This window comes from Aggregicoccus sp. 17bor-14 (assembly GCF_009659535.1).
GTDB lineage: Bacteria > Myxococcota > Myxococcia > Myxococcales > Myxococcaceae > Aggregicoccus.
Map to the genome: position 1 here is coordinate 117575 of NZ_VJZZ01000013.1, position 25265 is coordinate 142839.

General features: G+C 75.1%; 19 protein-coding genes. 8 read left to right on the plus strand and 11 right to left on the minus strand.

What is annotated here, in order from left to right; all coding sequences use genetic code 11:
- The first annotated feature begins 62 nt into the window (after positions 1-62).
- Entirely contained in the window at positions 63-2459 is a 2397-nt protein-coding gene (locus FGE12_RS23015) for a transglycosylase SLT domain-containing protein (RefSeq protein WP_153868722.1), read from the plus strand.
- 234 nt (positions 2460-2693) lie between these two features.
- Positions 2694-4964, plus strand: coding sequence for a TonB-dependent receptor (locus FGE12_RS23020; protein WP_153868723.1), 2271 nt, complete (start codon positions 2694-2696; stop codon positions 4962-4964).
- Here FGE12_RS23020 and FGE12_RS23025 read toward each other — a convergent pair.
- Positions 4961-5203, minus strand: a complete 243-nt coding sequence (locus tag FGE12_RS23025) for a hypothetical protein (RefSeq protein WP_153868724.1) — start codon at positions 5201-5203, stop codon at positions 4961-4963. The genes FGE12_RS23020 and FGE12_RS23025 overlap by 4 nt on opposite strands.
- 180 nt (positions 5204-5383) lie before the next feature.
- Here FGE12_RS23025 and FGE12_RS23030 point away from each other — a divergent pair, with 180 nt between their 5' ends.
- Positions 5384-5812 (plus strand): CBS domain-containing protein, encoded by a 429-nt coding sequence (locus FGE12_RS23030; protein WP_153868725.1) that lies wholly within the window; start codon positions 5384-5386, stop codon positions 5810-5812.
- Positions 5813-5823: 11 nt separating this feature from the next.
- On the opposite strand, the gene FGE12_RS23035 is transcribed toward FGE12_RS23030, so the two are convergent.
- From FGE12_RS23035 to FGE12_RS23055, 5 genes are all read right to left on the minus strand, one after another.
- Positions 5824-6417, minus strand: coding sequence for an HdeD family acid-resistance protein (locus FGE12_RS23035; RefSeq protein ID WP_153868726.1), 594 nt, complete (start codon positions 6415-6417; stop codon positions 5824-5826).
- Between the two features lie 127 nt (positions 6418-6544).
- The gene (locus FGE12_RS23040) at positions 6545-8386 is read right to left on the minus strand and encodes a PAS domain S-box protein (protein ID WP_153868727.1); all 1842 of its coding nucleotides are present in this window, start codon (positions 8384-8386) and stop codon (positions 6545-6547) included.
- Positions 8387-8588: 202 nt separating this feature from the next.
- The gene (locus tag FGE12_RS23045; RefSeq protein WP_153868728.1) at positions 8589-8849 is read right to left on the minus strand and encodes a hypothetical protein; all 261 of its coding nucleotides are present in this window, start codon (positions 8847-8849) and stop codon (positions 8589-8591) included.
- 91 nt (positions 8850-8940) lie between these two features.
- A complete protein-coding gene (locus FGE12_RS23050) occupies positions 8941-10437 on the minus strand; it encodes a S41 family peptidase (protein ID WP_153868729.1) in 1497 nt (498 codons plus the stop codon).
- 76 nt (positions 10438-10513) lie between these two features.
- Positions 10514-12907 carry a sensor histidine kinase gene (locus tag FGE12_RS23055; RefSeq protein WP_153868730.1) on the minus strand — a complete coding sequence of 798 codons (2394 nt, stop codon included), beginning with the start codon at positions 12905-12907 and terminating at the stop codon, positions 10514-10516.
- A gap of 206 nt (positions 12908-13113) precedes the next feature.
- On the opposite strand from FGE12_RS23055, the gene aqpZ reads away from it, so the two are divergent.
- Together aqpZ and FGE12_RS23065 are read left to right on the plus strand one after the other, a co-directional pair.
- Positions 13114-13914 carry an aquaporin Z gene (gene aqpZ / locus FGE12_RS23060; RefSeq protein WP_153868731.1) on the plus strand — a complete coding sequence of 267 codons (801 nt, stop codon included), beginning with the start codon at positions 13114-13116 and terminating at the stop codon, positions 13912-13914.
- An 11-nt stretch (positions 13915-13925) separates the two neighbouring features.
- On the plus strand, positions 13926-14909 hold the full coding sequence (locus tag FGE12_RS23065) for a DUF1254 domain-containing protein (RefSeq protein ID WP_153868732.1): 984 nt from the start codon (positions 13926-13928) through the stop codon (positions 14907-14909).
- 204 nt (positions 14910-15113) lie between these two features.
- On the opposite strand, the gene FGE12_RS23070 is transcribed toward FGE12_RS23065, so the two are convergent.
- Positions 15114-15329, minus strand: a complete 216-nt coding sequence (locus FGE12_RS23070) for a hypothetical protein (RefSeq protein WP_153868733.1) — start codon at positions 15327-15329, stop codon at positions 15114-15116.
- A gap of 205 nt (positions 15330-15534) precedes the next feature.
- On the opposite strand from FGE12_RS23070, the gene FGE12_RS23075 reads away from it, so the two are divergent.
- Positions 15535-17889, plus strand: a complete 2355-nt coding sequence (locus tag FGE12_RS23075; protein ID WP_153868734.1) for an arylsulfatase — start codon at positions 15535-15537, stop codon at positions 17887-17889.
- Positions 17890-17896: 7 nt separating this feature from the next.
- Here the strand turns inward: FGE12_RS23075 and FGE12_RS23080 are convergent, their stop codons facing one another.
- Complete coding sequence (locus tag FGE12_RS23080; protein WP_153868735.1) at positions 17897-20020, minus strand: PAS domain-containing sensor histidine kinase; 2124 nt, start codon at positions 20018-20020, stop codon at positions 17897-17899.
- Positions 20021-20236: 216 nt separating this feature from the next.
- Between FGE12_RS23080 and FGE12_RS23085 the strand changes: the two genes are divergently transcribed.
- The gene (locus FGE12_RS23085) at positions 20237-21061 is read left to right on the plus strand and encodes a prolipoprotein diacylglyceryl transferase family protein (RefSeq protein ID WP_194798181.1); all 825 of its coding nucleotides are present in this window, start codon (positions 20237-20239) and stop codon (positions 21059-21061) included.
- A 33-nt stretch (positions 21062-21094) separates the two neighbouring features.
- Here the strand turns inward: FGE12_RS23085 and FGE12_RS23090 are convergent, their stop codons facing one another.
- Both FGE12_RS23090 and FGE12_RS23095 read right to left on the minus strand, forming a co-directional pair.
- Positions 21095-21523: a cupredoxin domain-containing protein gene (locus FGE12_RS23090; protein WP_153868736.1), complete on the minus strand. Its 429-nt coding sequence runs from the start codon at positions 21521-21523 to the stop codon at positions 21095-21097.
- 95 nt (positions 21524-21618) lie between these two features.
- Positions 21619-23250, minus strand: coding sequence for a PAS domain-containing sensor histidine kinase (locus FGE12_RS23095; RefSeq protein WP_153868737.1), 1632 nt, complete (start codon positions 23248-23250; stop codon positions 21619-21621).
- Between the two features lie 189 nt (positions 23251-23439).
- Between FGE12_RS23095 and FGE12_RS23100 the strand changes: the two genes are divergently transcribed.
- On the plus strand, positions 23440-24744 hold the full coding sequence (locus tag FGE12_RS23100) for a PAS domain-containing protein (protein ID WP_194798182.1): 1305 nt from the start codon (positions 23440-23442) through the stop codon (positions 24742-24744).
- On the opposite strand, the gene FGE12_RS30095 is transcribed toward FGE12_RS23100, so the two are convergent.
- Positions 24717-25148 carry a response regulator gene (locus FGE12_RS30095; RefSeq protein WP_194798183.1) on the minus strand — a complete coding sequence of 144 codons (432 nt, stop codon included), beginning with the start codon at positions 25146-25148 and terminating at the stop codon, positions 24717-24719. The two genes, FGE12_RS23100 and FGE12_RS30095, sit on opposite strands and share 28 nt — an antisense overlap.
- Positions 25149-25265 lie beyond the last annotated feature (117 nt).

The window sequence follows — 25265 nt, forward strand, 5'->3', positions numbered from 1 at the left end:
CCTTGGCTCCCGAACAGGGCGTCCCGGGGCCGTGCAGCGCCCGGGACGAGGGAGCGGCCAGCATGACGTGGAAGGGAAACCCCGAGCAGCGGCAGCGCCGCGCGTGCCTCTCTGGCCGCGCGGGAGCCATCGCGGCCCTGCTGCTCTGCGTGCCGGGGACGGGGGCGTGGGCCCAGGCGCCGGCGGAGGACGCAGAGGCGGCGTCCGAGGCGCAGCTCGAGGACCTGCTCGAGGCGGCGCAGCGGGCACCGAGCAGTGCGGGGGCCGAGCGGCTCTTCGCGGAGGAGGACCTCGCGCCGCACTTCACCCAGGGCGCGCTCGCCCAGGCGAAGCTCGCCTACGAGCGCCGCCGCTACGGGCAGGCGCGCGCGCTCCTCGCCCGGGCACCGCAGAGCCCTCCCGTGCGCTACCTCGCGGCGCTCGCGGCGCTGAACGCCGGCGAGCTCGCCGTGGCGGCCGAGGAGTTCAGCGCGCTCGCGGAGCGCTACCCGCCGCTCGCGGACCGCTGCCGGGCGCTCGCGGGCGGCGCGCGTGAGCGGCTGAAGCAGTGGGATGCAGCGCTCGCCGCGTACGAGCAGGTGGCGCCCCCCGCGCTCGCCTTCCCCGAGGCGCGCTTCGGGATGTCGCGCGTGCTCGAGCGCAAGGGGGACCGGGTGGGGGCGGCGCGGGTGCTCGAGCCGCTCACCGGCGATGCGCCGGGGCGCGGGCGTGAGGCGGCGCGGCTGCAGGCCCTGATGCGGACGTGCGACCTCGCACGCGCGCGCCTCGACTACCAGGCCGAGCACCACGCGCTGCTCGAGGTGTGGGCCACGAGCCCGCTGTCTCCCGAGGCGGAGCGCGCCCGCGCGCGGCTCAAGGGACTTCCCCTGCCCCTCAAGTGGCGGGTGCGGCGCGCGGAGGCCCTGCTCGCGCTGCACCTCAACGCGCAGGCGCTCGCGCAGCTCGAGCCCGTGCTGCCGCAGCTCGCGCTGCCCGAGCCCCTCGCCTGCCGCGCGCACCTCGCCTACGGCACCGCGCTGCGCAAGGAGCGCCAGCACCGCAGCGCCGTGAGGGCGCTCGCCCCGGTGGCGGAGGCCTGCCGCGATGCCGAGCTGCGCCCGCGCGCCCTCTACCTGCTCGGCTATTCGCAGTCCGTCGTGGCGCCGCGCGACGCGGTGGAGACCTACGCCGCGCTCGCGCGCGACTACCCCGCGCACGCGCTCGCCGACGACGCGCTCTTCTTCGCCGCCCAGGTGCAGCTGCAGCTGGGCGACGCGCCGGGCGCGCTCGCGCGCTTCGAGGAGACGGCGCGCCGCTACCCCGAGGGCAACTTCGCCGCCGAGGCGCTCTTCAAGGCCTTCCTCGTCCAGTTCGAGCGCAAGGCCTGGGGGCCGGCGCTCGCGTCGCTCGCCGCCATTGAGGCGCTGCCGGCCGGCACGCTCCCGGACGAGGAGCCCTGGCGCGCGCGCTACTGGGAGGCGCGCAGCCTCGAGGCGCAGGGGCAGCTGCCCGAGGCGCTCGCGGCCTACGGGCGCGTGGCGCGCGAGCGGCCGGGCACCTACTACGGGATGCTCGCGTGTGGCCGGCTCGAGGCGCGCGAGGTGCCCTGTGGCCTCACGCCGGGCACGGCCTCGGGCAGCGCCCCGCCGCAGGGCCGCGGCGCGGAGCAGGGTGGCACGGGCCTGCCGCTGGGCACGCTCGCCGAGGAGCCCCACTTCTGGGCCGCGGTGGAGCTGCACCGGCTGCGGCTGCCGGGGGCCGCGGAGGAGCTGCTCGCCATCGAGCCCCGGAGGCAGTCGCCCGCGGGGGCCCGGCTGCTCTTCCGACTGGCGCAGACGCTGGGGCTGGAGAAGACGGCGGGCGCGCTGGCGCGCAGTACGGCGCTCACCTCGAGCCTCGTCGGCGCGCCGGACGCGAGCTCGCGACAGGTGTGGGAGGCCACCTATCCGCTCGCGTTCCAGCCCCTGGTGGAGCGCTACGGCAAGGCGGCCCGGGTGGATGCGCACCTCGTGTACGCCCTCATGCGCGAGGAGAGCCGCTTCAACCCGCGCGCCCGCTCCTCCACCGGCGCGCTCGGCCTCACCCAGCTCATGCCGGCCACCGCGAGCGCCGTCGCCCGGGCCCACCGCGTCGGGCAGGTGACGGCCGAGCACCTGCTGCAACCCTACAAGAACCTGCAGCTGGGCTCGCTGTACCTCGGCTCGCTCCTGCGCGACTTCGAGGGGGAGCCCACCTACGCCATCGCCAGCTACAACGCAGGCCCCGGCGCCGTGCGCCGCTGGCTGCGCACGCGCCCCGCCGCCGAGCTGGACGAGTGGGTGGAGCTCATCCCCTTCGAGGAGACGCGCGCCTACGTGAAGCGGGTGCAGGCCAGCTACGCCACCTACCGGATCCTCTACGCGCGCCCCGCGCCCGCGCAGCCGGAGCGCACGCGCCGGGGCGCTGCGGGGAGTGGGCGCAGCGCCCTGCTCGCGCCGTAGCCCGGGGCTGCGCCACGCGCGTGACCGTGGCGGGTGCCAGTACGGGCCGGCTCGTCTCCGATGCCTTGAGCGGGGGCCTTGTCCGCTCCGCTCGAAGGCAGCTATACGCATCACCGTTCCAGCCACCCAGCGCCTCGATGGCGGTCCCCTCGCGAGACCGTAGGGCGCTCGGTGGGGTGCGTCCTGGCGCGACCCGCTCCACACGAGCCCCTGCGCCAGTGGGTACTGCACCCCATGGGACTGGATCTCCACACGGCCGCGCTGCTGGCCCTCCTCGCACCGAGCCTGGCGCTCGCGCAGACATCTCCTGATGCGGGCGGCTCGCCCTCCGCGCAGGCGGCGTCACCGCAGACACCGGACGGCGGAGCCACGCCGGCACCCGAGCGCGGCGCGACGCCAGCGCAGGACACGGGCCTCACGGTCGCCCCCGACAGCAGCGCGCCGCTGCCCGCTCCGGCTGAGCCTCCCGAAGCACCCGCGTCCGCGGCGAAGGAGCCCGCGCCGCTGGAGACCGTGGTGCGCGCCGCGCGCCCCTACACCGCCGCGAGCAGCAGCACGGTGCGCGACCGCGACTTCCTGCTGCGCCCGCACCCGCGGCCGGTGGACATCCTGCAGGTGGTGCCCGGGCTCTACACGAACCAGCACGCGGGCGGCGGCAAGGCGAACCAGTACTTCCTGCGCGGCTTCGACGCGGACCACGGCACGGACGTGGCGCTCTCGGTGGACGGGGTTCCGGTGAACCTCGTGAGCCACGGCCACGGCCAGGGCTACGCGGACCTCAACTGGATCATCCCCGAGGTGGTGCAGCGGGTGGACGTGGCCAAGGGCCCGTACTTCGCGAGCCTCGGGGACTTCGCCACCGCGGGCGCGGTGAACCTGGTGGCGCGCGACGCGCAGGAGCAGAGCCAGCTCACGCTCGGCGGCGGCAGCTTCCGTACCTACCGCGCGCTGGGGCTGTTCTCGCCGGAGCTCGGCGAGTGGAAGCCGCTGCTCGCCGCGCAGGTGTACGGGACGAACGGCCCCTTCGACAGCCCCGAGCGCCTGAAGCGCTACAGCCTCTTCGGCAAGCTCACGCGGCAGCTGCCCGGTGGCGCGCAGCTCTCGCTCGCGGTCACCTCGTACGGCAGCGGGTGGAACGCCAGCGGGCAGATTCCCCTGCGTGAGGTGGAGGCGGGGCGGCTCTCGCGCTTCGGCACCCTGGACCCGGACGAGGGCGGCAACTCGCAGCGCCACAGCGTGTACGCCCAGTACCGCGCCCGCACGGACGGCGGCGGCGAGGTGCAGGCGCTCGCGTACCTGGTGCAGTACCGGCTCAACCTCTACAGCAACTTCACCTTCTTCAGCCGCGACCCGGTCAACGGCGACATGATCGAGCAGTACGACGCGCGCACCCTCGCGGGCTTCCACGCGAGCTACCGCTTCGCGCACGAGCTGGGCAGCGTGCGGCTGGAGACCACCGTGGGCGCGCAGCTGCGCTCGGACACGGTGGACAACGGCCTCTACGACGCGAAGGCGCGCGAGCGCCTCTCGCCCGGGGTGCTCGCCCACGTGCGCGAGGGGAGCCTTGGCGCGTACGCCCAGGAGGACGTGACCTTCACCCGCTGGCTGCGCCTGGTGGCCGGCCTGCGCGCGGACTACTTCGGCTTCTCGGTGGACGACCGGCTCGAGGACCTGGGCGGCCTGGGGACGAAGAGCTCCGGCGTCCGGCAGGCCTCGCAGCTCAGCCCCAAGGCGAGCCTCGTGGTGAGCGCGCTCCCGGAGACGGAGCTGTACCTGAACTACGGAGACGGCTTTCACTCCAACGACGCGCGCGGCGTGGTGCGCGAGCCGGACGCGGTGACGCCGCTCACCCGGGCGCGCGGCTACGAGGTGGGCGCGCGCACGCGCCTCTTCGACCGGCTGGACCTGGCCGGCAGCCTCTTCCTGCTGGACCTGGACAGCGAGCTCGTCTGGGTGGGAGACGAGGGCGGGACGGAAGCGCGCGGCCCCACGCGCCGGCGCGGCCTGGAGGGCGAGGCGCGCCTGCGGCTGCTCTCCTGGCTCTACGCGGACGCGGACGTGACGGTGTCGCGCGCGACGTACGTGCAGAACGCGGGCAACGCGAACGCGGTGGCGCTCGCCCCCACCTTCATCCTCCAGGGCGGGCTCTCCGCGCGCCACCCCAGCGGAGTGTACGGGCGCCTCGGCGCGCTGCACCTCGCGGACCGCCCGGCCACAGAGGACCGCTTCCTCACCGCCGAGGGCTTCACCCGCGTGGACGCCACGCTCGGCTACCGCGCGCGCCGCTTCGAGCTGAGCCTCGCGGTACAGAACCTGCTCGATACGCCGTGGCGCGAGGCGCAGTTCGCCAACGTGTCCCGGCTGCCCAGCGAGACCGGCCCCGAGAGCTGCCCAGCGGGCACGCGCCCCGCCGGCGAGCCGGGCGCCTTCGAGGGCTGCGAGGACCTTCACTTCACTCCCGGCGCGCCCCTCAACGCCCAGCTCGCGGTGAGCCTCTTCTTCTAGGGGCGCGGGCGCGCCCGCAGCTCGAGCAGGCGGTCCATCACGTCCGCGCACAGCTCCTCGAGCCGCTCGGCGAGGTCCGCGTCGCGCGGGTCGGCCGGGTGCTCGCCGGGGTTGCCGAGGCTGCGCTCCTCGCGCGAGGCGCCGAGCGCGGCCCGGGCGGAGCCGAGGGCCCGCTCCATCGCGTCGAGGCGCTCGAGGCGCAGGAGGTCCGCTTCGTCGGGGGGCCGGGGGTAGAACATGCTCCAGGGCTCCAGGGAGGAGAGGTCCGTGCAGTACGGGCGTGCCCATCCTTCGGATTGCCCACACTCCGGGTGAGGGGCCAGGCACACAGGCCCCCTGCGGCCCGCCCGCTCAGCGCTTTGAGTGCTCCGCCCGCGTGCGCACCTTTGGGGCTCCGATTCAGAGGAGGAGCGACGACCATGAAGCTGAGCGAGGTGATGACCCGCGACGTGCAGATCGCCAACCCGGACGACACGCTGGCGGAGGCGGCGCTGCGGATGACGGACCACGAGGTGGGCGCGCTGCCGGTGTGCAACGGCCGCAAGGTGCTGGGGATGATCACCGACCGCGACCTCGTGGTGCGCGGCATCGCCCGTCACCTCGACCCCGAGACCACCCAGGTGCAGCGCTGCATGAGCGAGGGCGTGCTCTGGTGCTTCGAGGACGAGGACGTGCAGGAGGCCGCGCGCAAGATGGCCGAGCAGCAGGTGCGCCGGCTCATCGTGGTGGACCGCGACAAGAACCTCGTGGGCATGGTGGCGCTCGCGGACGTGGCGCGCAGCGCGGACGAGCGCGTGAGCGGCAGCGCGCTCGAGGGCATCAGCGAGCCCTCGCTCTCGGCGCACTAGGCGCGCGCGCCCTACGCCGACCGGGCGTGCTCGGGCTCCAGGTCCTTGAGCCCGATGGCGAAGGCAATCCACGCAGCCCCGCGGAAGACGAGCTCGACGCCCACGAAGGTGCCGATGAGCCACAGCGCCGAGCCGGGCAGCTGACGCCACACCAGCGCGGCCAGCACGAGCGAGACCGCGCCGTTCAAGGTCTCCCACAGCCAGCCGTTCTGACGGTTGAGCAGCGACGCCACCACGCGGAACAGCCCCGAGGAGGCGAACCAGCCCACCGCGAGCAGCGAGAGCGTGAGCGCGCTGCCCACCGGCGTGCGCAGCACCAGCAGCCCCACCACGGCCCCCAGCACGCCGGAGAGCAGGTGCAGCGTGAAGCCGCTGGAGCGGCGCGCCCCGAAGGCGTGCACCACCTCCGCCACGCCGCCGATGACCAGCGACCAGCCGAGCAGCAGCACCGAGAGCAGGGTGGTGGCCATCGAGGAGCGGAGCGCCCAGAAGCCCACCACCAGCAGCAGCAGCCCGAGCGCCCAGAACCAGCCCCGGTGGCGCAACAGCTCCTCGTGCACCGCGCTCAACGCCGCGGCCTCGCGCTCCGCACGGTTCGGTTCCATCGCAGCCTCCCGGGGCGCCCGCTCGGGACCCACACGGCCACCGTAGGTCCTGCGCCCGCACCTGGCAGCGGCCGCCCACTCGCGCCGCCGCCGGGTCCGCTGCCTCCCTGAAACCCCCGAGGGCGCGCTACGGCGCGCGGCGAGGCCAGTGCACGCGGAACAGGGTGCCCCCGGCCTCGCTGGACTGCACCTCCACGCGGCCGCCGTGCGCGAGCGCGATCTGCTGCGCGATGTAGAGCCCCAGCCCCACGCTCTTGCCCGCCGCGCCCGCGTCCTCCCCCGCGTCGCTGCCGCGGCGCATCGGCTCGAAGAGGTAGGGCAGGTCCGCGCCCGGGATGGGCCGGCCGCGGTTGTGCACCTCGAGCAGCACCTCGTCCGCGAGCCCGCGCGTGCACACCTGCACCCCGCTGTCCGCCGCCCCGTGCTGCAGGGCGTTGCCCACCAGGTTGGCGATGACCTGCGCGGCGCGGTCCGCATCGAGCAGCAGCGTGGCCTCGCCCTCCTGGTGCACGTGCAGCGCGCGTCCCGGGTGCGTCACCTGCAGCTCGTCCACCACCTGCTGGGTGAGCGCGTGCAGGTCCACGCTCGCGCGGGTGATGGGGATGCCGCTGCCCATGCGCGCGCGGGTGAAGTCCAGCAGGTCGCGCACCAGGCGGTTCGCGCGCTCCGCGGAGCTGAGCACGCGGCCCGCGACGCGCCGCTGCCGCTCGTCCAGCCCCTCGCGCGAGAGCAGCGTGGCGGCGGAGAGGCTGATGGCGGCGATGGGGTTGCGCAGGTCGTGGCTCACGATGCCGATGAGCTGCTGCTCGAACTCGGCGCGCCGCCGCTCGGCCTCCGCCTGGCGGCGCTGCTCGGTGACGTCGCGCCCGGCCGCGTACAGCACCCCCGCCTCCACGTCCGGCGCCGCGTTCCACGACACCCAGCGGTAGCTGCCGTCCGCGTGCCGGAAGCGGCACTCGAAGCGCGCGGTGGACTGCCCCTGGCCGAGCCGCGCGAGCTCCTCGGCCGCCGCCGCCTGGTCCTCCGGGTGCTCCAGCTCGCGCAGGCGCTGGCCCACCAGCGCCGCGGGCGCGTAGCCCAGCAGCCGCTCCCAGGCGGGGTTCACGCGCCGCACCACACCGGTGGCCAGGTCCGCGATGCACAGCAGCTCCTGCGAGAGGACGAAGAAGCGATCGCGCTCCTGCTCCGCGCGCCGGCGCTCGGTGATGTCCTTGCCCACGCCCACGAAGCCCGCGGGCGCGCCGCCGGGGCCGCGCAAGAGCGTGGTGCGCACGTCCACCCAGAGCTCGCGCCCGTCGCGGTGCCGCCCCTTCCACTCGCCCCGGTAGTCCTCGCCGTGCAGGATGCGCGAGAGGTCCTCGGGCAAGCTGCTCAGGTCCTGCTCCGGGTAGAGCAGCGCCGGGGTGTGGCCCAGCACCTCGTCCGCCGTGTAGCCGAACAGCGCCTCGGCGCCCACGTTCCAGTGGGTGATGCGCCCCTCCAGGTCGGTGACGATGACGCTGTCGCGCACGTTCTCCAGGATGCGCGCCTGGCCCGCGAGCGCCGCGTTCAGCGCCTCCAGCTCCGCGCGCGCGCTGCGCTCGGCCTCGAGCTGCCGCGCGCGCTCCTGCGAGACGGACTGCCGGCGCAGCACCGTGCTCAGCGTGGCCACCAGCTCGTCCGGGTCCACCGGCGCCACGAGGAAGGTGTCCGCGCCGCCCTGCAGCCCGTGCACGCGGTCCGTGCTGGTGGTGAAGGCGGCGGACATCTGCACGATGGGCACGTGCGCGGTGGCCGGGTGCGCGCGCAGCCGGCGGCTCACCTCGAAGCCCGGGATGTCCGGCAGCTTCACGTCCAGCAGCACGAGGTCCGGCGGCTCCGCGAGCGCGAGCCGCAGCGCCTCCTCGCCGGTGCTCGCCTCGCGCGGCGCGAAGCCTGCGCGCCGCAGCACGTTCGTCAGCAGGTAGCGCTGCGCGGGGTGGTCGTCCACCACGAGCACGACGTTGGGCTGGGCAGGAGGAGGGTTCGAGGACAGAGACGGCCCCGCGCGCGAGGAGAGGATGCCCGCTGCTTAGCGTCCCCCCACGGCCTCCGCCACGTGACGGGTGGGCGAGGGTGTCATCCGCCTGACTGCCCGCCCGCTGACCCAGCGCGCCTCCCGCCCGGGCCGCGAGCCCCGGGGCGTGTGCCGCTCAGGCGCGCGCGAAGCGGCGCACCCAGAGCAGCCGGGTGCCGGGCGCGAGCCAGCAGTGCGCCACGTGGCCCGCCGCCTCCACGCTCAGGCGCGGCCCGAAGAGGTGCGCGCGCCGGGCCGCGAGCTGCGCCACCTCGCGCAGCTGGCCCACCAGCCGCTCTCCCGCCTCGGGCGCGAGCGCGCCGAAGGCCGCGCGCGCCTCGTCGCTCAGCAGCACGGGCAGGTCCGGGCACAGGTCCATGATGCGGCAGTCCTCCATGCCACACACGGTGCGCCGCGCGGTGGGAGCGCGGAAGTGGGCTCGCGGGCCAGGGTCCGCAGTACAGGTGGGCACCGGGCCCACCCTGGGCTCAGTGGGCCGGCGCCGCGGCGGCGCCGGCGAGCCCCAGCACCCAGCGCTCGAGGGCGGCGCCGTCCGCCATGTCCCCGTCGTAGCGGAAGCGCGGCACGTACGGCACGTTGTGCCCGCGCGGGCGCCCCCGGTACACCTTCACCGGGATGCCCAGCTGCGCGGCGCCGCTGGGCAGCGCCTCGGTGCGCACCTCCATGTAGACGCTGTCCGCGCTGGTGGGCAGCCCCACGTGCGTGGCGCCCAGGGCGAGCGCCGAGTCCATGAAGTCCAGGCACGCGCTCGCGCAGCGCCCGTCGGTGAGGAGGAAGACGCGGCCCTTCAGCGGGCTGGACGGCGGCGGCGCGGCGGGCGCAGGGGACGACGCCCCCGCCTGCGGCGCCTCCTCCGGCAGGTGGAAGAAGGGCTGCCTGCGCGCGAGCGCTCCCTGCATCCCCTGCCGCAGGCGCTGCAGGGTGCCCACGAAGGGCGCGTCCTTTCCCTGCTCGCGCGAGACGTAGTCCACGAGGAAGGCCACGTGGTCCAGGTTCCCGCGGGACACGCGCCAGTCCACGTACTGGGCCTTCGCCGCCGGGTCCTCCTCCACGCGCGCCTTGTAGAGGGCCTCGCCGTAGAGCCCCTTGAGCAGGTTGTCGCCCCACAGCGAGGAGCCGCCGGTGTTGCCGCGCACGTCCAGCACCAGCACCGGCGCCTCGCGCCAGGTGGGCGCGTCCGCCACCAGCTTGCGCAGCGCCGCGAGCGTCTGCTCGCCCTGCACCGGCCAGAAAGCGGGGATGGACACCCAGCGGCCGCCCGCGCCGAAGGGGCACTCGCCGAACCCGGGCGGCGGGCCGAAGCCGGCCGCCCGCGTGCGCTCCCACAGCTTCTCCGGCGAGGCGTCGCGGTAGGCGAGCGTCACCTGGCGCGGCGCGGCCTCCCCGGCCACGCGCAGCTCGCAGGCCCGCGGCGGCTGCACCTCGGGGTCCCCCTCGTCCTGCAGCAGCAGCGGCGTCATCGCCATGCGCTTGCCCTCCACGTCCGGCCCCGTCACGCGCGGCCACACCGTGCGCTCGAAGAGCTGCGCGGCGGGCACGCCGTCGCAGGAGGCGAGCTCCGCGCCCAGCGGCGGCAGCCCCTGTGCGCCCTCCTCCACGGAAGCCACCACGTAGCGCCCCTGGCGCAGCGCCACCAGGAAGCCGGGCCAGCGCGCGTGCGTGGGCTCCAGCAGCAGCCCCAGCTGCAGGTGCCCGTCGCGAAAGCCCGCCGCGTAGCGCTGCAGCGCCGCCGCGTAGGCGCCGAAGCTGCGGGCGCGGGCCGCGCGCGCGAGCGCCTCGCGGTAGCCCTGCTCGAGCCATACCCTGAAGCCGGGGTTCTCGGCGTCCACCGGCCCCGGGTGGCTCTCCTGGATGATGCGGTGCATGGCGCGCACGTCCTGCTGCGCGAGCTGGGACCAGGGGGACGAAGCGGGTGCGGGGGCTGCGGCGAGCGCGAGCCCGGCCGCGGCGGCGAGCGGGAACATCGGTCCTCCGAGAGGCGGGGTGTCCCCTGCGTATACGCCAGAGGCGCGCGATTGCGCCGCGCGTCGTGCGTCGTGCTCAGACGGTCGCGGCGCCCTCCGGCGCGGGCGGTGCGAGCGGCAGCCACACCGTGGCCCGCGTGCCCCCGCCCGCGCGCGGGCTCACCTGGATGCGGCCGCCGTGGCGCTCGGCCACCTCGCGGCAGAAGAAGAGCCCCACCCCCAGCCCCGCCACGCGCGCCACGCTGCGCTGCTGGCCTCCGGGAAAGCGCTGCAGCAGCGCCTCGCCCTGCGCCTCCAGGCCCACGCCCCGGTCCGCCACGCTGAGCACCGCCTCGGGCGCGCCCGCGCCGTCCTGCACCTCGAGCGACACCTCCACCGCGCCGCCCTCGGGGCTGAACTTCACCGCGTTGTCCACCAGGTTGTGCACCAGCTGCTCGAGCCGGGGCGCGTCCCCCGTGAGGCTCACCGGCTGCAGCCGCAGCCGCAGCAGGTGCAGGGGCGAGCCCGCGAGCCGGCGCTCCGCGGCGTCGCGCACCGCGCCGTCCAGCGCGAAGGGGCGGCGCTCGAGCCGCAGCCGCCCGCTCTCCAGCTCGGACACGTCCAGCATCAGGTTCACCAGCCGGGTGATGCGGTCCAGCTGGCGCACCAGCCGCGGCACCGTCTGCGCCTCGCTCTCCGGGAGCCGGCGCTGCAGCAGCTGCACCTGCGCCTTGAGCGTGGCGAGCGGCGTCTTGAGCTCGTGGCTCGCCACGCTGAGGAACTGGTCGCGCTCGCGGCGCGCGCGCTCGAGCGCCTCCAGCTGGCTGCCCAGCTGGTCCGCCATCGCGTCGAAGGCGGCGCCCAGCCGCGCGAGCTCGAGCGAGCCCTGCGCCGCATCGCCCCCGGCGCGCGCCGAGCGCTCCCCGCGCGCGAGCCGCTGCGCCGCGTCGGACACGGCCTCCAGCGGGCGCGCGAGCACACGCGAGAGGGCGCGCGCGCCCACCGCCATCCCGAGCAGCGCGAGCCCGAGGATGACGAGCAGCGCTGCGTAGGCCGTGAGCGCCGCGCGGTCCAGGAAGCCCAGCGGCTGCTCCACCACCACCTGCCAGCCCAGCTGCGGCAGGGGCTCGAGCGCGAAGGCGCTGCTCGCGCGCACGCGGCGCAGGGTGATGGCGCCCGCCTCCGCGCTGTACTCCGCCGGCCGGCCCGGCTGCGCGCGCGCGAGCGCCGCGCCGAGCGGCAGGTTGCGCACGGTGGTGAGCGCGCCCGCCGGCCCCACCCCGCCCTCGGCCGCCGGCGCCCCCGCGCTGTCCACGACGATGAAGCCGCGCGGGTCCACCAGCCGCGCCCGCTGGCCCTCGAGGATGCGCGCGCGGGCGAGCTGCGCGAGCGTGCGCACGTCCAGCCCCAGCGCCACGTAGCCCACCAGCCTCCCGCCCTGCAGCACCGGCGCCACCGCGGCCACCACCGGCCCCGGCACGGTGCGCCCCACGAACACGCCCGTGAGCGCCGGGCGGTGCGTGCGCTGCAGCTCGCGGAAGTAGTCGCGGTCCGCGTACTGCAGACCCTCCAGCCCCTGGTCCGAGATGGGCGGGTAGCGCGCGAGCACGCGGCCCTGCGCGTCCCCCACGTAGGCGCCGGTGAGGCTGGGCGTGTTGTCCACCCAGCGCGCGAGCAGCCCCTGCAGCCGGGCGGGCTCCGGCAGCCGCCCCTCGCGCGCGAGCTCGTCCTCGAGCACGCCGGTGAGGATGGTGGCGCTGCGCTGGGCGGCCGCGAGCGAGCGCCCCACGGTGTCCGCCACGATGCGCGCGCTCGCCAGGTTCTGCTCGTCCAGGCGCCGGCGCTCCGCGGCGTAGCGCGAGCGCCCCTCGGCCGCGCCCACCGCCACCAGCGGCAGCACCGTGCCCAGCATCAGCGCGGCCGAGAGCGTGCCGGCGAGCCGCATCTGGCGCAGCGGCGCGGGAAGCCAGGGGCGCACCTGCCTTCGCACCACCGGCAGCAGCAGGGGCACGTACACGATGAGCATCGCGAGCAGGCTGTTGAAGCCCTGCTTGAGCGCCACCACGCCCGCGTCCACGAGCGGCACCCCGGCGCCGAAGTGGTAGGCGAGCAGGATGTAGGGCGCGCCGAAGAGCCAGTAGAGGAACACCGCCGGCAGCGGCCGCACCCGGCGCGAGAGCGCGCCCACCGCCGCCCCCTCCAGCGCCATCCCCAGCCAGGCCCAGGGGTGCTTCCACATGAGGAAGGTGGTGAGGCCGGCGAGCCCGCCCGCGAGCCCGCCGCCCACCGGCCCCAGCAGCACCGCCGCCGCGAGCACCGGCAGCGGGCCGAAGATGAGTTGCACCGCGGGCACCAGGGTGAGCTCCACGCGGTTGAGCAGCAGGCCGAGCGCTCCCGCGCCCAGCCCCCAGAGGAGCACGATGGGCAGCCGCGCGCGCGCCGTGCGCCGCGGCGGCTGCTCCCGCTGCTCCAGAGGTGCCGGCTGCGGCATGGGCTCCAGCTGTAGCCCACCCCTCCTCGGCGCCTCAACGCAGGCTTTGGGGGGCGGCCCCCGGACGTCGCCTGGCTGGCATCAGGACAGGCGGGCCCTGGGACCTGCGTCCTAAGGGTGGATCTCGACCCGGCGGAGCGGCGCGGGGCCCGCCCCCGTGCACGAGGCTTGTGGCCGCGCGCCCGCGGCGTCACCTCCCACACACCATGGCCCCTCCAACTGCGGACGCCCGAAGCGAAGCCCTCACCTCCCGCCGCCTCGCCTCCGAGGCGCTGGGCACCTTCCTGCTCGTGCTGGGAGGCTGCGGCAGCGCGGCGATCAGCGCGCTGTTTCCCCGCGCGGGCATCGGCTTCGCGGGCGTCGCGCTCGCCTTCGGGCTCACGGTGCTCGCGGGCGCCTACGCCTTCGGTCCGCTCTCCGGCGCGCACTTCAACCCGGCCGTCACCGTGGGGCTCGCGGTGGGCGGGCGCTTCGCCTGGCGCGAGGTGCCCGGCTACGTGGCGGCGCAGCTGCTGGGCGCGCTCGCGGCCTCCTTCGTCCTCGTGCTCATCCTGAAGGGGCAGCCGGGCGGCTACGACCCGGGCGTGCAGGGGCTCGCGGCCAACGGCTACGGCGCGCACTCGCCGGGCAACTACTCGCTGGGCGCGGGGCTGCTCGCGGAGGTGGTGCTCACCTTCCTCTTCGTCTCGGTCATCCTCGGCTGCACCTCCGCGCGTGGCGCCTCGGGCTTCGCGGGCATCCCCATCGGGCTCTGCCTCACGCTGGTGCACCTGGTGGGCATCCCGGTGACGAACGTGTCGGTGAACCCGGCGCGCAGCACCGGCCCCGCGGTGTTCGTGGGCGGCTGGGCGCTGCAGCAGCTGTGGATGTTCTGGGTCGCGCCGCTCGCCGGCGCGGTGCTCGCCGGCGCGCTCGCGGTGTGGCTGCACGCCGAGCGCCCGCAGAAGGTGGTCACGCGCGCCGAGACCCAGGTGCCGCTGCCCGAGCCCACGCGCGCGCCGGCGTGAGGAGCTCGGAAATGGCACTTCAACCCGTGACGCTCGAGGGCCGTGTGCCGGTGGCGGTGACGCCGGACAACTTCGTGCGCGCCGAGACGGACATGTACTTCGCGGGCGTCGTCGCCAACGGCGGCTTCGGGAAGTTCGACCACACGCGCGACCCGGCGCCGCTCGACAAGCAGACGGTCATCCGCCTCAACCGCGACACGCTCTACTCGGCGGCCGTCTTCGACCTGGACGCGGGCCCCGTGACGATCGGCCTGCCGGATGCCGGCGAGCGCTTCATGTCCCTGCAGGTGATCGACGAGGACCAGTACACCTTCGCCGTCCACTACCAGCCCGGCGCGTACACGCTCACGCGCGAGGCGGTCGGGACGCGCTACGTCGTGGCCGCGGTGCGCACGCTCGTCGATCCGGGCGACCCCCAGGACGTGCGGCAGGTGCACGCCCTGCAGGACGCCCTCACCGTGCGGCAGCCCGCGGTCGGCACCTTCGAGGTGCCGCAGTGGGACCGGGGTAGCCAGAAGAAGGTGCGCGAGGCGCTCCTCGTGCTCGCCTCCACCCTCCCCGACACCCAGCGCATGTACGGCCGCAGGGACGAGGTGGATCCGGTGCGCTTCCTCATCGGCGCGGCCCAGGGCTGGGGCGCCAATCCACCGCGCGAGGCGCTCTACCTCAATGTCTTCCCGCCGCAGAACGACGGCAGGACGGTGTACCGGCTCACCGTCCGAGAGGTCCCGATCGATGGCTTCTGGTCCATCAGCGTCTACAACGCGGAGGGCTACTTCGAGCCGAACGCGCTCGACGCGTACTCGCTCAACAGCGTCACCGCGAAGCGGGACCCGGATGGCGCGGTCACCGTCCGGTTCGGAGGCTGCGCGGGCGACGTCGCCAACTGCCTGCCCATCATGCCGGGCTGGAACTACATGGTCCGCCTCTACCGCCCCCGGCCCGAGCTCCTCGAGGGGCGCTGGCACTTCCCCGAGGCGCAGCCGGTGGGCTGAGCCGGAGAGCGCCAGCGCCGCGAGGTCGGGACTCAGGCGGGCAGCAGGGGGGCGGCGTCCAGCGCCCGTGCGTGACGCGCTCCTGCGGCCAGTAGGCGCGGATGTAGAGCGAGAAGTCTCCTGCCGGCGCGGGCAGCCAGTTGGCGCGCTGCGCGGGGTCCACGTAGTCGGTGAGCATCGCGAGCTGGTTCAGGGGCGCCTGCATCAGCGGCCCGGAGAGGGACAGCTCCTGATGCGCGAGACGTGGAGCCGGCGGTTGTAGACGTTGAGCAGCGGCCAGGCCCAGAAGTGCGCGTCGCGCCCGACCTGCCGCGCGTACTCCGCCGTGAGGCGCACCTGCACGTCCGGCCCCGGGGGTATCGCATGGGCCCAGCCGGGAGAGAGTGCGGCGGGCGTCAGCGGGCTGCTCGGCGGGGCCATCGAGGTGCTCCCTGTGAGGGCGTGACGCCAACGCTGTGGCGGCGGGCCTGCGCACGCATCGGGACAAGTGGGGAGGCGGCCGGGGCGCCGGCGCAGCGGCCGGCTGCCCGCGCCTCGCGCGCGCTGACCTCGGGTCGGGACTTGTCCTGATTCGGCGCCCGAAGTGCCTGGCTACCTTCGTCCTCTCACCCTCTGGAGAGCGCGCATGGCACTCAAGGAATACCGCCCCGGCACCACCTTCCCCGGCGTCATCGGCCGCACCGTGGACCAGTCCGAGCCCGCGTGGCCGCAGCCGGTGCGCGCGCGGCCCGGCGCTCCCAACGTGCTCTTCATCGTGCTGGACGACACGGGCTTCGGGCAGCTGGGCTGCTACGGCAGCCCCATCCGCACGCCGAACATCGACCGGCTCGCGGCGGGCGGCCTGCGCTTCAACAACATGCACACCACGGCGCTGTGCAGCCCCAGCCGCTCCTGCATCCTCACGGGGCGAAACCACCACTCCAACAACATGGCCTCCATCACGGAGGGCTCCACGGGCTTCCCCGGCTACAACGGCATCATCCCCTTCGAGAACGGCTTCCTCTCGGAGATCCTCCAGGCCCAGGGCTACAACACCTTCGCGGTGGGCAAGTGGCACCTCACGCCCGCGGAGCAGACCACCGCGGCGGGCCCCTACGACCGCTGGCCGCTGGGGCGCGGCTTCGAGCGCTACTACGGCTTCCTCGGCGGCGACACGCACCAGTACTACCCGGACCTCGTGCACGACAACCACCGGGTGGAGGCGCCGCGCACGCCCGAGCAGGGCTACCACCTCACCGAGGACCTGGTGGACCGCGCCATCGGCTTCATCGCCGACAGCAAGCAGGTGGCGCCCGACAAGCCCTTCTTCATGTACTTCTGCACCGGCGCCCAGCACGCGCCCCACCACGTGCCCAAGGAGTGGGCGGACAAGTACAAGGGCATCTTCGACGACGGCTGGGACAAGTACCGCGAGCGCACCTTCGCCCGGCAGAAGGAGCTGGGGCTGGTGCCCAAGGACGCGCAGCTCTCGCGCCACGACCCGGACGTGCAGGACTGGGAGAGCCTCTCCGCGGACGAGCGGCGGCTCTTCGCCCGGATGATGGAGGTGTTCGCCGGCTTCCTCGAGCACACCGACCACCACCTGGGACGCCTGCTCGGCTTCCTCGAGCGCACGGGCGAGCTGGACAACACGCTCGTCATGCTCATCTCGGACAACGGGGCGAGCGCCGAGGGCGGGCTCACCGGCAGCGTGAACGAGAACAAGTTCTTCAACAACGTCCCGGACTCGCTCGAGGAGAACCTGAAGGCCATCGACGAGCTGGGCGGCCCAAAGTACTTCAACCACTACCCGTGGGGCTGGACCCACGCGGGCAACACGCCCTTCAAGCGCTGGAAGCGCGAGACCTACCGCGGCGGGACCGCGGACCCCTTCATCGTGCACTGGCCGAAGGGCATCCAGGCGCGCGGAGAGGTGCGCACCCAGTACTGCCACGCCATCGACCTGGTGCCCACGGTGCTCGAGTGCGTGGGCGTGGAGCCGCCCACGCACCTGCGCGGCGTGGCGCAGTCACCCATCGAGGGCCAGAGCCTCGCCTACTGCCTCGAGTCGCCGCAGGCCGAGAGCCGGCACCGCGTGCAGTACTTCGAGATGGGCGGCCACCGCGCCATCTACCTCGATGGCTGGCGCGCGGTGTGCCCCGTGCCCGGGCCCTCCTTCAAGGAGGCGGGCATGGACTTCGGCGTGATGAACGTCACCGAGGAGCTGCTGCGCAAGCTGGATGCGACGGGCTGGGAGCTGTACCACGTGGCCGAGGACTTCACCGAGACGCGCGACGTGGCTGCCGAGCACCGCGACAAGCTGATGGAGCTCGTCGCCCAGTGGTACGCGGAGGCGGGCAAGTACCACGTGCTGCCCCTCGACAGCCGCGGCCAGCTGCGCCTCATGGAGGAGCGGCCCCAGCTCACGAAGGACCGCCAGCGCTACACCTACTACCCGGGCACCTCGCCCATCGACGAGAAGGCGGCGGCCCACCTGCTCAACCGCCCGCACAGCATCACCGCGCAGGTGGAGCTGCAGGACGGCGAGGAGGGCGTGCTCGTCGCGCACGGCGGGAGCTCCGGCGGCTACAGCCTCTACGTGAAGGACGGCAAGCTGCACTACGCGCACAACTACGTGGGCACCGAGGTCTTCCAGGTGGTCAGCGACGCCACCCTGCCGCGCGGCAAGCACGCGCTGCGCTACGAGTTCGAGCCCACCGGCAAGCCGGACGTGCGCAAGGGCCGCGGAAGCCCGGGCCGGGCGCAGCTCTACGTGGACGGGAAGCTCGTGGGCCAGGCCCAGTTCCCCACCACCGTGCCGGTGACCATCAGCCTCGGCGAGGGGCTCACCGTGGGCCGGGACGCGGGCAGCAGCGTGTGCCAGGACTACGCGGGCCCCTTCCCCTTCACCGGCAAGCTCGAGTCGGTGACGGTGGACGTGAGCGGCGAGCTCATCGAGGACAAGGAGCTGCAGACGCGCCAGGTGATGGCGCGCCAGTAGCCGGCCGCTACGCCCCGCGCGCGAGCGGCAGGCGCACGCTGAAGGTGCTCCCCTCGCCCAGCGCGCTTGCCACGCTCACGCTGCCGCCCAGGGCGGTGACGAGCTGGTGGGTGATGAAGAGGCCCAGGCCGAGCCCGCCGTAGTGGCGCTCGGAGACGGCGCGTTCGAAGCGGCCGAAGATGCGCGCGCGGTGCTCCTCGGCGATGCCGATGCCCGCGTCCTGCACCTCGAGCCGCGCGTGCGCGCCGTCGGGCTCCAACACGGCGCGGAGGCGCACGGGCTTGCCCGCCCCGTACTTGAGCGCGTTGGAGACGAGGTTCGTCACCACCTGGTCCAGCCGCAGCCGGTCCCACTGGCCGATGACACTCTCGGGTACCTCCACCTCGAGCCGGCCGCCCGCGCGCTGCGCCTGCAGCTCGAAGCGCGCCGCCACCTCGCGCGCGAGTGCCCCCAGGTCCACCGGCTCGAGCCGCAGCTGGATGCGCCCCGCGCCGATGCGCGTCACGTCCAGCAGCCCGTCCACCAGGTCCGAGAGCTTGCGCACCTGGCGCCGCAGCATGTCGAGCTGCGCGGCGGGCAGCGGCACCTGCCCCGTGCGCTCGAGCACCGCCTGGCGCGCGAGGCTGTCCAGGCGCAGGAGCAGGCTGGTGAGGGGCGTCTTCAGCTCGTGGCTCGCCACGCTGAGGAACTCGTCGCGCAGCGCCACCGCCTTCTTCGCCTCGTGGTAGAGGCGCGCGCTCTCCAGCGCCACGGCGGCGCGGTGGCCGAACTCCTCGGCGAAGCGCACGTCGTCCGGCTCGAGCCGGCCCGGCGCATCCGCCGCGAGCGTGAGCACGCCGAGCACCCGGCCGCGCAGCTGCAGCGGCGCCACCAGCACGCCGTAGGGCCCCAGCGCCGCGAGCTGCGCGAGGTGCGTGTCCGAAGGCTCGTCCGGCTGCGCACCGAACAGCGCGTACAGGTGCGCGCGCCCGCTGGCCACCGTGCGCCACAGCGGGCTGTCCTCCCCGGGGCCCGGCAGCAGCGCCCCCGGCGCCTGCAGCGCCTGCTCGCGCGCGTGGTCCGCGTGCGCCACGGCCACGCGGCGAAGGCTCCCGTCCTCCTCCAGGAGGTCCACGAGGCACGCGTCCGCGAGGCTGCGGGTGGCCAGGTGCGCGACCCGCTGCAGCGTGGCCTCCGCGTCCTCGCGCGCATCGGCGAGCAGGGTGCTCGCGGCGGCGAGGAAGGCCAGGTGGCGCTCGCTGCGCTTGCCCTCGCCGAGGTCGATGTTGGTGCCCACCCACTCGCACACGCGGCCGCTCGCGTCGCGCACGGGCGCCGCGCGCGCGAGCATGTCGCGGTACACCCCGTCGCAGCGGCGCACCCGGTGCTGCACCTCGAAGAGGCCCGCGCCCTCTTCGGCATCCCGCACGGCGCGCGTCCAGGCGTTGCGGGTGCGCTCGCGGTCCTCGGGATGGATGGCCTCGAGGTAGCGCGCGCCGCGGCCGAGGAACTCCTCGCGCGGCTGCCCGGTGAAGGCGCGCCACGAGGGCGAGTCCTCCTGCACGCGGCCCGCCGAGTCCGTGGTCCACACGATGTGGCTGGTGGCCAGCGCGAGCGAGCGGAAGCGCGCCTCGCTGCGCACCAGCTCCGCGGGCGCCTCCGGCACCACGGAGAGCCCCGCGGCCGGCGCGGGCTCGGCCTGCGCCGCCGGCCCAGCCGCGCGCACGGCGAGCGAGACGAGCGCGAGCAGCTTCGCGCCCAGCAGCTCGGGCGCCAGCTCCGCGGGCACCACGTCCAGCGCGCCCAGGGCGTAGGCGGCCTGCACGCGCGCGGGGTCGCACCCGCCGGGCGCCGCGAGGAACACCAGCGCGAGCGAGGCCCCCGCGGGGCACTCCCGCAGCCTGCGCGCGAGCGCCAGCGCGCAGGTGGCCGCGTTCGCCGGAGGGTCCGCCTGCAGGGAGAGGAGCGCGAGCGCGTAGCCCTCTCCCGCTGCGTGCGCGGCCTGCAGCGCGGCGAGCGCCGCGTCCACGCCGGGGACCTCGTCGATGCGCAGCCCCGGCACCGCCCTGCGCTGCGCCGGCGTGGGGGGCGCACCCACCCGCAGCACGCGCGCGGCCGGTGCAGGGGCCCCGGGCGCCTCGCGCATCTGCATCAGCTGCTCCACAGCGAGGCCACCCCCTGATCGCGGCCCGGCAAGCTTCCCAGACCTGCCGCCCCGGACGCCAGCACCCCCTCCCCGGGGCCCCGGGTCCCCCCGGACACGATGGAGGCGCGCGCGCGGGCGCCTGGTGCGGCTGCTCGCCCGGGGCGCGACTTTCCGGCGCAGGTGGGATAGGCGTGGAGGCCTCACCCGCAGGAGGCCCACCCCGTGATTCCGTACTTCAAGCCCCCCGTGCTGCACCTCGGGCCCTTCACCCTCGAGGTGTTCGGGCTCTTCGTCGCCGCCGGCATCCTGCTCGCCTCGCGCATCGGCGGCCGCGCCGCGCAGCGCGACGGGCTGAGCCAGGACGTGTTCCTCGACTACGCGCCGTGGGGCGTGGGCGCGGGCGTGGTGGTGGGGCACCTCGTGCACCTGTTCCTCTACCACCCGGAGGAGCTCTCCAAGAGCCCCTTCCAGGTCTTCAAGGTGTGGGAGGGGCTGTCGTCGTTTGGAGGCCTGCTGGGCGCGCTGCTCGCCGCGGCCCTCTTCTTCCGCGCGCGCAAGCTGCGCTTCGGCGACTACGCGGACACCTTCGGGCTCGCGGTGCCCTGGGGCTGGGCGGTGGCGCGCCTGGGCTGCTTCGCGGTGCACGACCACCCGGGCGTGCCCACGGACTTCTTCCTCGCGGTGAACTTCCCCGGCGGCCCGCGCCACGACCTCGGCCTCTACGACGCGCTGTGGCTGTTCGGCATCGCACTGCTGATGACGTACCTGTGGCGCTCGCACAAGCTGACCGGCCGCCTGCTGCCGCTCACCGCGCTGCTCTACGCGCCCGCCCGCTTCTTCTTCGACTCGCTGCGCGCGCGCGACCTGAGCTACGTGGACGCGCGCTACCTCGGGCTCACCCCCGCGCAGTACTTCTGCGCCTTCCTCGTGGTGTACGGGGTGGTGTTCCTCGCGCGCGGCCACCGGCGCGGCAGCAGCAGCGCCGAGGGCGGCGCCCGCGCCGTGGCTCCGGGCGGCAGCCCCGCGGCGAGCGCGCGCCGCCGCTAGGCGCGCTCCGGGGGCGCGCTCTCGGGATGCCCCTCACTGCACCACGAGCGCGCCCTTGAACATCTCCATGCCGCAGGTGAAGGCGAGCTCGCCGGACTTCGGGGCGAGCACCTCCACCAGCACCGTCTGTCCCACCGGCAGGTCGCGCTCGAGCTTCAGCGCGGGGAACACCACCTTGTCCCCGCAGTTCTCCGCGTCCTTGCGGTGGAAGGCGAGCTTCACGCTCTGTCCGGCCTTCACCGGAATCCGCGCGGGCGAGTAGCCCTCGGCGCCCACCTCCACGCGCACCGCGCCGTCCGGCAGGGGCGCAGCGGCCGGGGTGGACGCGGCCGAGGCGCCCGTGTGCACCGCGTCCCCTTCACTGCCCGCGTGCGCCTCGCGCGCCTCGGGTGCGGGCGAGGGCTTCTGGCAGGCGGCGGCGGGGAGCAGCAGCAGCAGGGCGGCGAGGCGGGAGGGCGTCATGGCGGGAGCGGTCTCCGGGAGGGGGCGGGGTGGGTCTCCACCAGCCTGTGCACGCCCCGGGCCCGCGCGCCAGCCTGGCGTATCGACCCGCACGCCTAGAGCGGCAGCAGCACCTCGAAGCGCGCGCCCTCGCCCGGCGCGCTGTGCACGCGGATGTCGCCGCCCATCGCGTCCACCACCTGCTTCACGATCCACAGGCCCAGCCCGAAGCCGCTGTAGTGCCGCTCGCTCTGCAGCCGCTCGAAGCGGCGGAAGAGGCGCGCCTGCTGCTCGGGCGCGATGCCGATGCCGCCGTCCTGCACGCACAGGCGCGCGGCCGCACCGCCTCCGGGGAGGCGACAGGCCTCGAGCGTCACCTGCAGGGGCGTCCCCGCGCCGTACTTCATCGCGTTGGAGACCAGGTTCGTCACCACCTGGTCCACGCGCAGCCGGTCCAGCGCGCCCACGAGGCCCTCGGGCAGCGCGACCCGCAGCGTGCAGCCTGCGCGCGCGAGGTCCTCGCCCGCGCGCGCGAGCACCTCGCGCACCAGCTCGGCGAGGTCCAGGGCTTCCGGCTCCAGGCGCAGGCGCCCGGCGCTGATGCGCGAGAGGTCCAGCAGCTCGCTCACCAGGCTCGCGAGCCGCCGCAGCTGCCGGCCCACCACCTGGAACTTCACCCCCACCTGCTCGAGCCCGGGCGTGTGCGGGGGCAGCTCCGCGAGCCGCCGCTCCAGGCTCTGCACCTGCAGCTTGAGGCTGGTGAGGGGCGTGTTCAGCTCGTGGCTCGCGATGGAGAGGAACGCGTCGCGCGCGCCGATCGCCGCCTGGCTCTCGGCGTAGAGGCGCGCGTTGTCGATGGCCACCCCCGCGCGCGCCGCGAGCGCCTCGAGCAGCTGCAGGTCGTGCGGCTCGAAGACGAAGCCGGACTCGCTCGAGCTCACGCTGAGCGCGCCCAGGGCGCGGCCCCGCGCCACCAGCGGCACCAGCGCGAGCTTCGTCACCCCCAGCGCCTCGAGCAGCCGCAGGTGCTCCTCGCTCTGCGCGAGCCGCTGCAGCGCCTCGCGCGTGGGCCGCAGCACCAGCGTGCGCCGCTCCTCCATCGCGCGCAGCCGCTCGTGCCCTGCGCGCGCGAGCCCCCAGCGCTCCTGCAGCGTGCGCAGGATGTCCGCGCGCGCGGGGTCGCGGTGCACGACCACCGCCTGGCGCAGCGAGCCGTCCTCCTCGAGCAGGTCCACCACGCAGCACTCCGCCACGTGCTCCTGCACCAGCTGCGCGAGCGTGCGCAGCGTCTCGTCCACGTCGAGCGAGGCGAGCAGCCGCTCTCCGGCCTCCGCGAGGAAGCGCGAGCGCTCGTCGCGCCGGCGCAGCGCCTCCTCCGTGTGGCGGCGCGCGCTCACGTCCCGCACGAAGCCCAGCCAGCGTCCGTCCCTCAGCGCGCAGGCGGTGAGCTCCACCGGCAGCCGCTTGCCGTCCGCGCGCACCAGCGTCCACTCCCCCGTCTCGCGCACCTCGGGCCCGGCGCGCGCGCGGGTGCGCAGCTGCTCGAAGCGCGCGCGCTCCTCGGGCACGAGCAGCTGCGCGACCGGGCGGCCGCACAGCTCGCTGCGCACGGCGCCCAGCAGCAGGCAGCCCGCGGGGTTCGCGTCCGTGAGGCGCCCCTCGGCGTCCGCCGTGAAGAGGCCGTCCGGCGAGTGCTCCACCAGCGCGCAGGCGAGGTCCTCGGGCTGCAACGGCTGGGGGCAGGGCATGGCGGGGGCCCCGTCTTTGCCCTCCCGGAGCCTCCGGTGTCCAGCGCCGCCCCGGCCGGCGATGGACACTGGAGGACACTCCCGGTGTGGGTGCTGCGGGGCTTCCCATCTGCCCGCAGTTGCGGGGAGGATGTGCGCTGGGTCGGGCGCGGGCCGATGGCGCGCAGCGGCCCCAGGGGCACACACCACGTGAAGCGGCAAGAGCAGCCCGGGCCCGCGCCCGCGCCTGCGGACCCAGAGAGCCAGGCGCGCACGCTCGCCTTCGCGCACGAGGCCGTGGTGCTGGTGGACATGGAGGGCCGCATCCTCTTCTGGAGCGAGGGGGCCCGGGCGCTCTACGGCTACAGCGCGCAGGAGGCGCTCGGCCAGAAGGTGCAGGTGCTGCTGCGCACCGAGCTGCCCATGCCGATGGAGGAGGCCTGGGCGCAGACGCTGCGGCAGGGGCAGTGGACGGGGGACGTGGTGCACACCACGCGCTCGGGCGCGCGGGTGACGGTGCACAGCCACTGGGCGCTGAGTGCGGACGGCGCGGGCGGGCGCACCCTGCTGTTGAGCAACCGCGACATCACCGAGCGCAAGGAGGCGGAGCGCCAGCGCATCGAGGCGCTCGCGCTGCTGGAGGGCCTGCTGGACTCGGCGCCGGTGGGGCTCGCCTTCGTGGACCGCGACCTGCGCTACGTGCGCATCAACCGGGTGCTCGCCGCGATGAACGGCGTGCCGCCCGAGCACACCGTGGGGCGCACGGTGCGCGAGGTGGTGGGCGATGCGGTCGCGGACCTGGTGGAGCCGGTGATGCGCTTCGTCTTCGAGTCCGGCCAGCCCGTGCACGAGCGGGAGCTCGCCTCCAGCCTGCCCGCCGCCCCGCAGCGGCGCGCCTGGCGGCTGAGCCACTACCCGGTGCGCGATGCGCAGGGCCGGGTGCACGTGGTGGGCACGGTGGTGCAGGACATCACCGAGTCCCTGCGCGACCAGGAGCGCACCGCGCGGCTGCAGGCGGCCACCAGCGCGCTCTCGCGCGCGCTCACCCCCGAGGAGGTGGGGCGCGTGGTGCTCAGCGAGGCGGTGCGGGGGCTGGGGGCGCGCCGCGGCCTCGCCTACCTGCGCGAGCGCGGGGAGCGCCGCCTGCGGGTGCTCGCCGAGGTGGGCTACGGCGGGGCCGTGCCCGAGCGCGTGCAGGTGCTCGACGCCGAGGACCGCTCCAACCCGGTGGTGGACGTGCTGCACCTGGGCGAGCCGGTGTGGATCGAGTCGATGGAGGAGTTCCGCCAGCGCTACCCCGGCTTCGTGCCGCTGCCGGGCGCGCAGGCGAGCGCGGCGTGGGCGGCGCTGCCCATGCACGGGGACGACCAGCCGGTGGGCTCGCTGCTGCTCTCCTTCACGGAGGCGCGCACGCTCTCGCCGCAGGACCGCTCCTTCCTGCGGGTGCTCGCGCAGCAGTGCGCCATCGCGCTCGAGCGCGCGCGGCTCTACCGCGAGGCGCGCGGGGCGGGCTGAGGCGCGGGGCCGAGCAGCTGCAGCAGCGCGGGCAGGGACAGGGGCTTGTGCAGCACCGCGCTCAGGGGCAGGTCCTCCGGGACGTGGGGCTCCGAGGTGAGCACCACGAGCCGCAGCCCCTGCAGCGCCCCCTGCAGCTGCAGCAGGCGCACGAGCGAGGGGCCGTCCATCACCGGCATCGAGAGGTCCAGCACCACGGTGCAGGGGCGCGGCAGGGAGGCGAGCGCGAGCAGCGCCTCGCGCCCGTCCGCCGCGCAGGCCACCCGGTAGCCGTGCGCCTGCAGCGCCTCGGCGAGGGCTGAGCGGTTCGCCGGCTCGTCGTCGACGACGAGCACGTCGCCGGGCGCGTCGCCGGGCGCGTCGGCGCGAGGGTCGCGGAGGGTGTGGAGTGGGGAGTCCGTCACGGCAGTCCTTCGTACGCTCTCCTGCCCGTAAGGCCAGGAGACGCACCGGAGCTTCGCCTCGGACGGGGCCGGGTCAAGGAAACCGCCCCACCCCCGTCCTTCGGTACAGGCAGGCAA

Excerpts from the sequence above, each read along its gene's own strand:
- FGE12_RS23030 (WP_153868725.1), top strand. The coding sequence starts at position 5,384 with ATGAAGCTGAGCGAGGTGATGACCCGCGACGTGCAGATCGCCAACCCG.
- FGE12_RS23015 (WP_153868722.1), top strand. The coding sequence starts at position 63 with ATGACGTGGAAGGGAAACCCCGAGCAGCGGCAGCGCCGCGCGTGCCTC.
- FGE12_RS23045 (WP_153868728.1), bottom strand. The coding sequence starts at position 8,849 with ATGGAGGACTGCCGCATCATGGACCTGTGCCCGGACCTGCCCGTGCTG.
- FGE12_RS23065 (WP_153868732.1), top strand. The coding sequence starts at position 13,926 with ATGGCACTTCAACCCGTGACGCTCGAGGGCCGTGTGCCGGTGGCGGTG.
- FGE12_RS23080 (WP_153868735.1), bottom strand. The coding sequence starts at position 20,020 with ATGCAGATGCGCGAGGCGCCCGGGGCCCCTGCACCGGCCGCGCGCGTG.
- FGE12_RS23055 (WP_153868730.1), bottom strand. The coding sequence starts at position 12,907 with ATGCCGCAGCCGGCACCTCTGGAGCAGCGGGAGCAGCCGCCGCGGCGC.
- FGE12_RS23075 (WP_153868734.1), top strand. The coding sequence starts at position 15,535 with ATGGCACTCAAGGAATACCGCCCCGGCACCACCTTCCCCGGCGTCATC.
- aqpZ (WP_153868731.1), top strand. The coding sequence starts at position 13,114 with ATGGCCCCTCCAACTGCGGACGCCCGAAGCGAAGCCCTCACCTCCCGC.
- FGE12_RS23090 (WP_153868736.1), bottom strand. The coding sequence starts at position 21,523 with ATGACGCCCTCCCGCCTCGCCGCCCTGCTGCTGCTGCTCCCCGCCGCC.
- FGE12_RS23095 (WP_153868737.1), bottom strand. The coding sequence starts at position 23,250 with ATGCCCTGCCCCCAGCCGTTGCAGCCCGAGGACCTCGCCTGCGCGCTG.
- FGE12_RS23020 (WP_153868723.1), top strand. The coding sequence starts at position 2,694 with ATGGGACTGGATCTCCACACGGCCGCGCTGCTGGCCCTCCTCGCACCG.
- FGE12_RS23070 (WP_153868733.1), bottom strand. The coding sequence starts at position 15,329 with ATGGCCCCGCCGAGCAGCCCGCTGACGCCCGCCGCACTCTCTCCCGGC.
- FGE12_RS23035 (WP_153868726.1), bottom strand. The coding sequence starts at position 6,417 with ATGGAACCGAACCGTGCGGAGCGCGAGGCCGCGGCGTTGAGCGCGGTG.
- FGE12_RS23050 (WP_153868729.1), bottom strand. The coding sequence starts at position 10,437 with ATGTTCCCGCTCGCCGCCGCGGCCGGGCTCGCGCTCGCCGCAGCCCCC.
- FGE12_RS23025 (WP_153868724.1), bottom strand. The coding sequence starts at position 5,203 with ATGTTCTACCCCCGGCCCCCCGACGAAGCGGACCTCCTGCGCCTCGAG.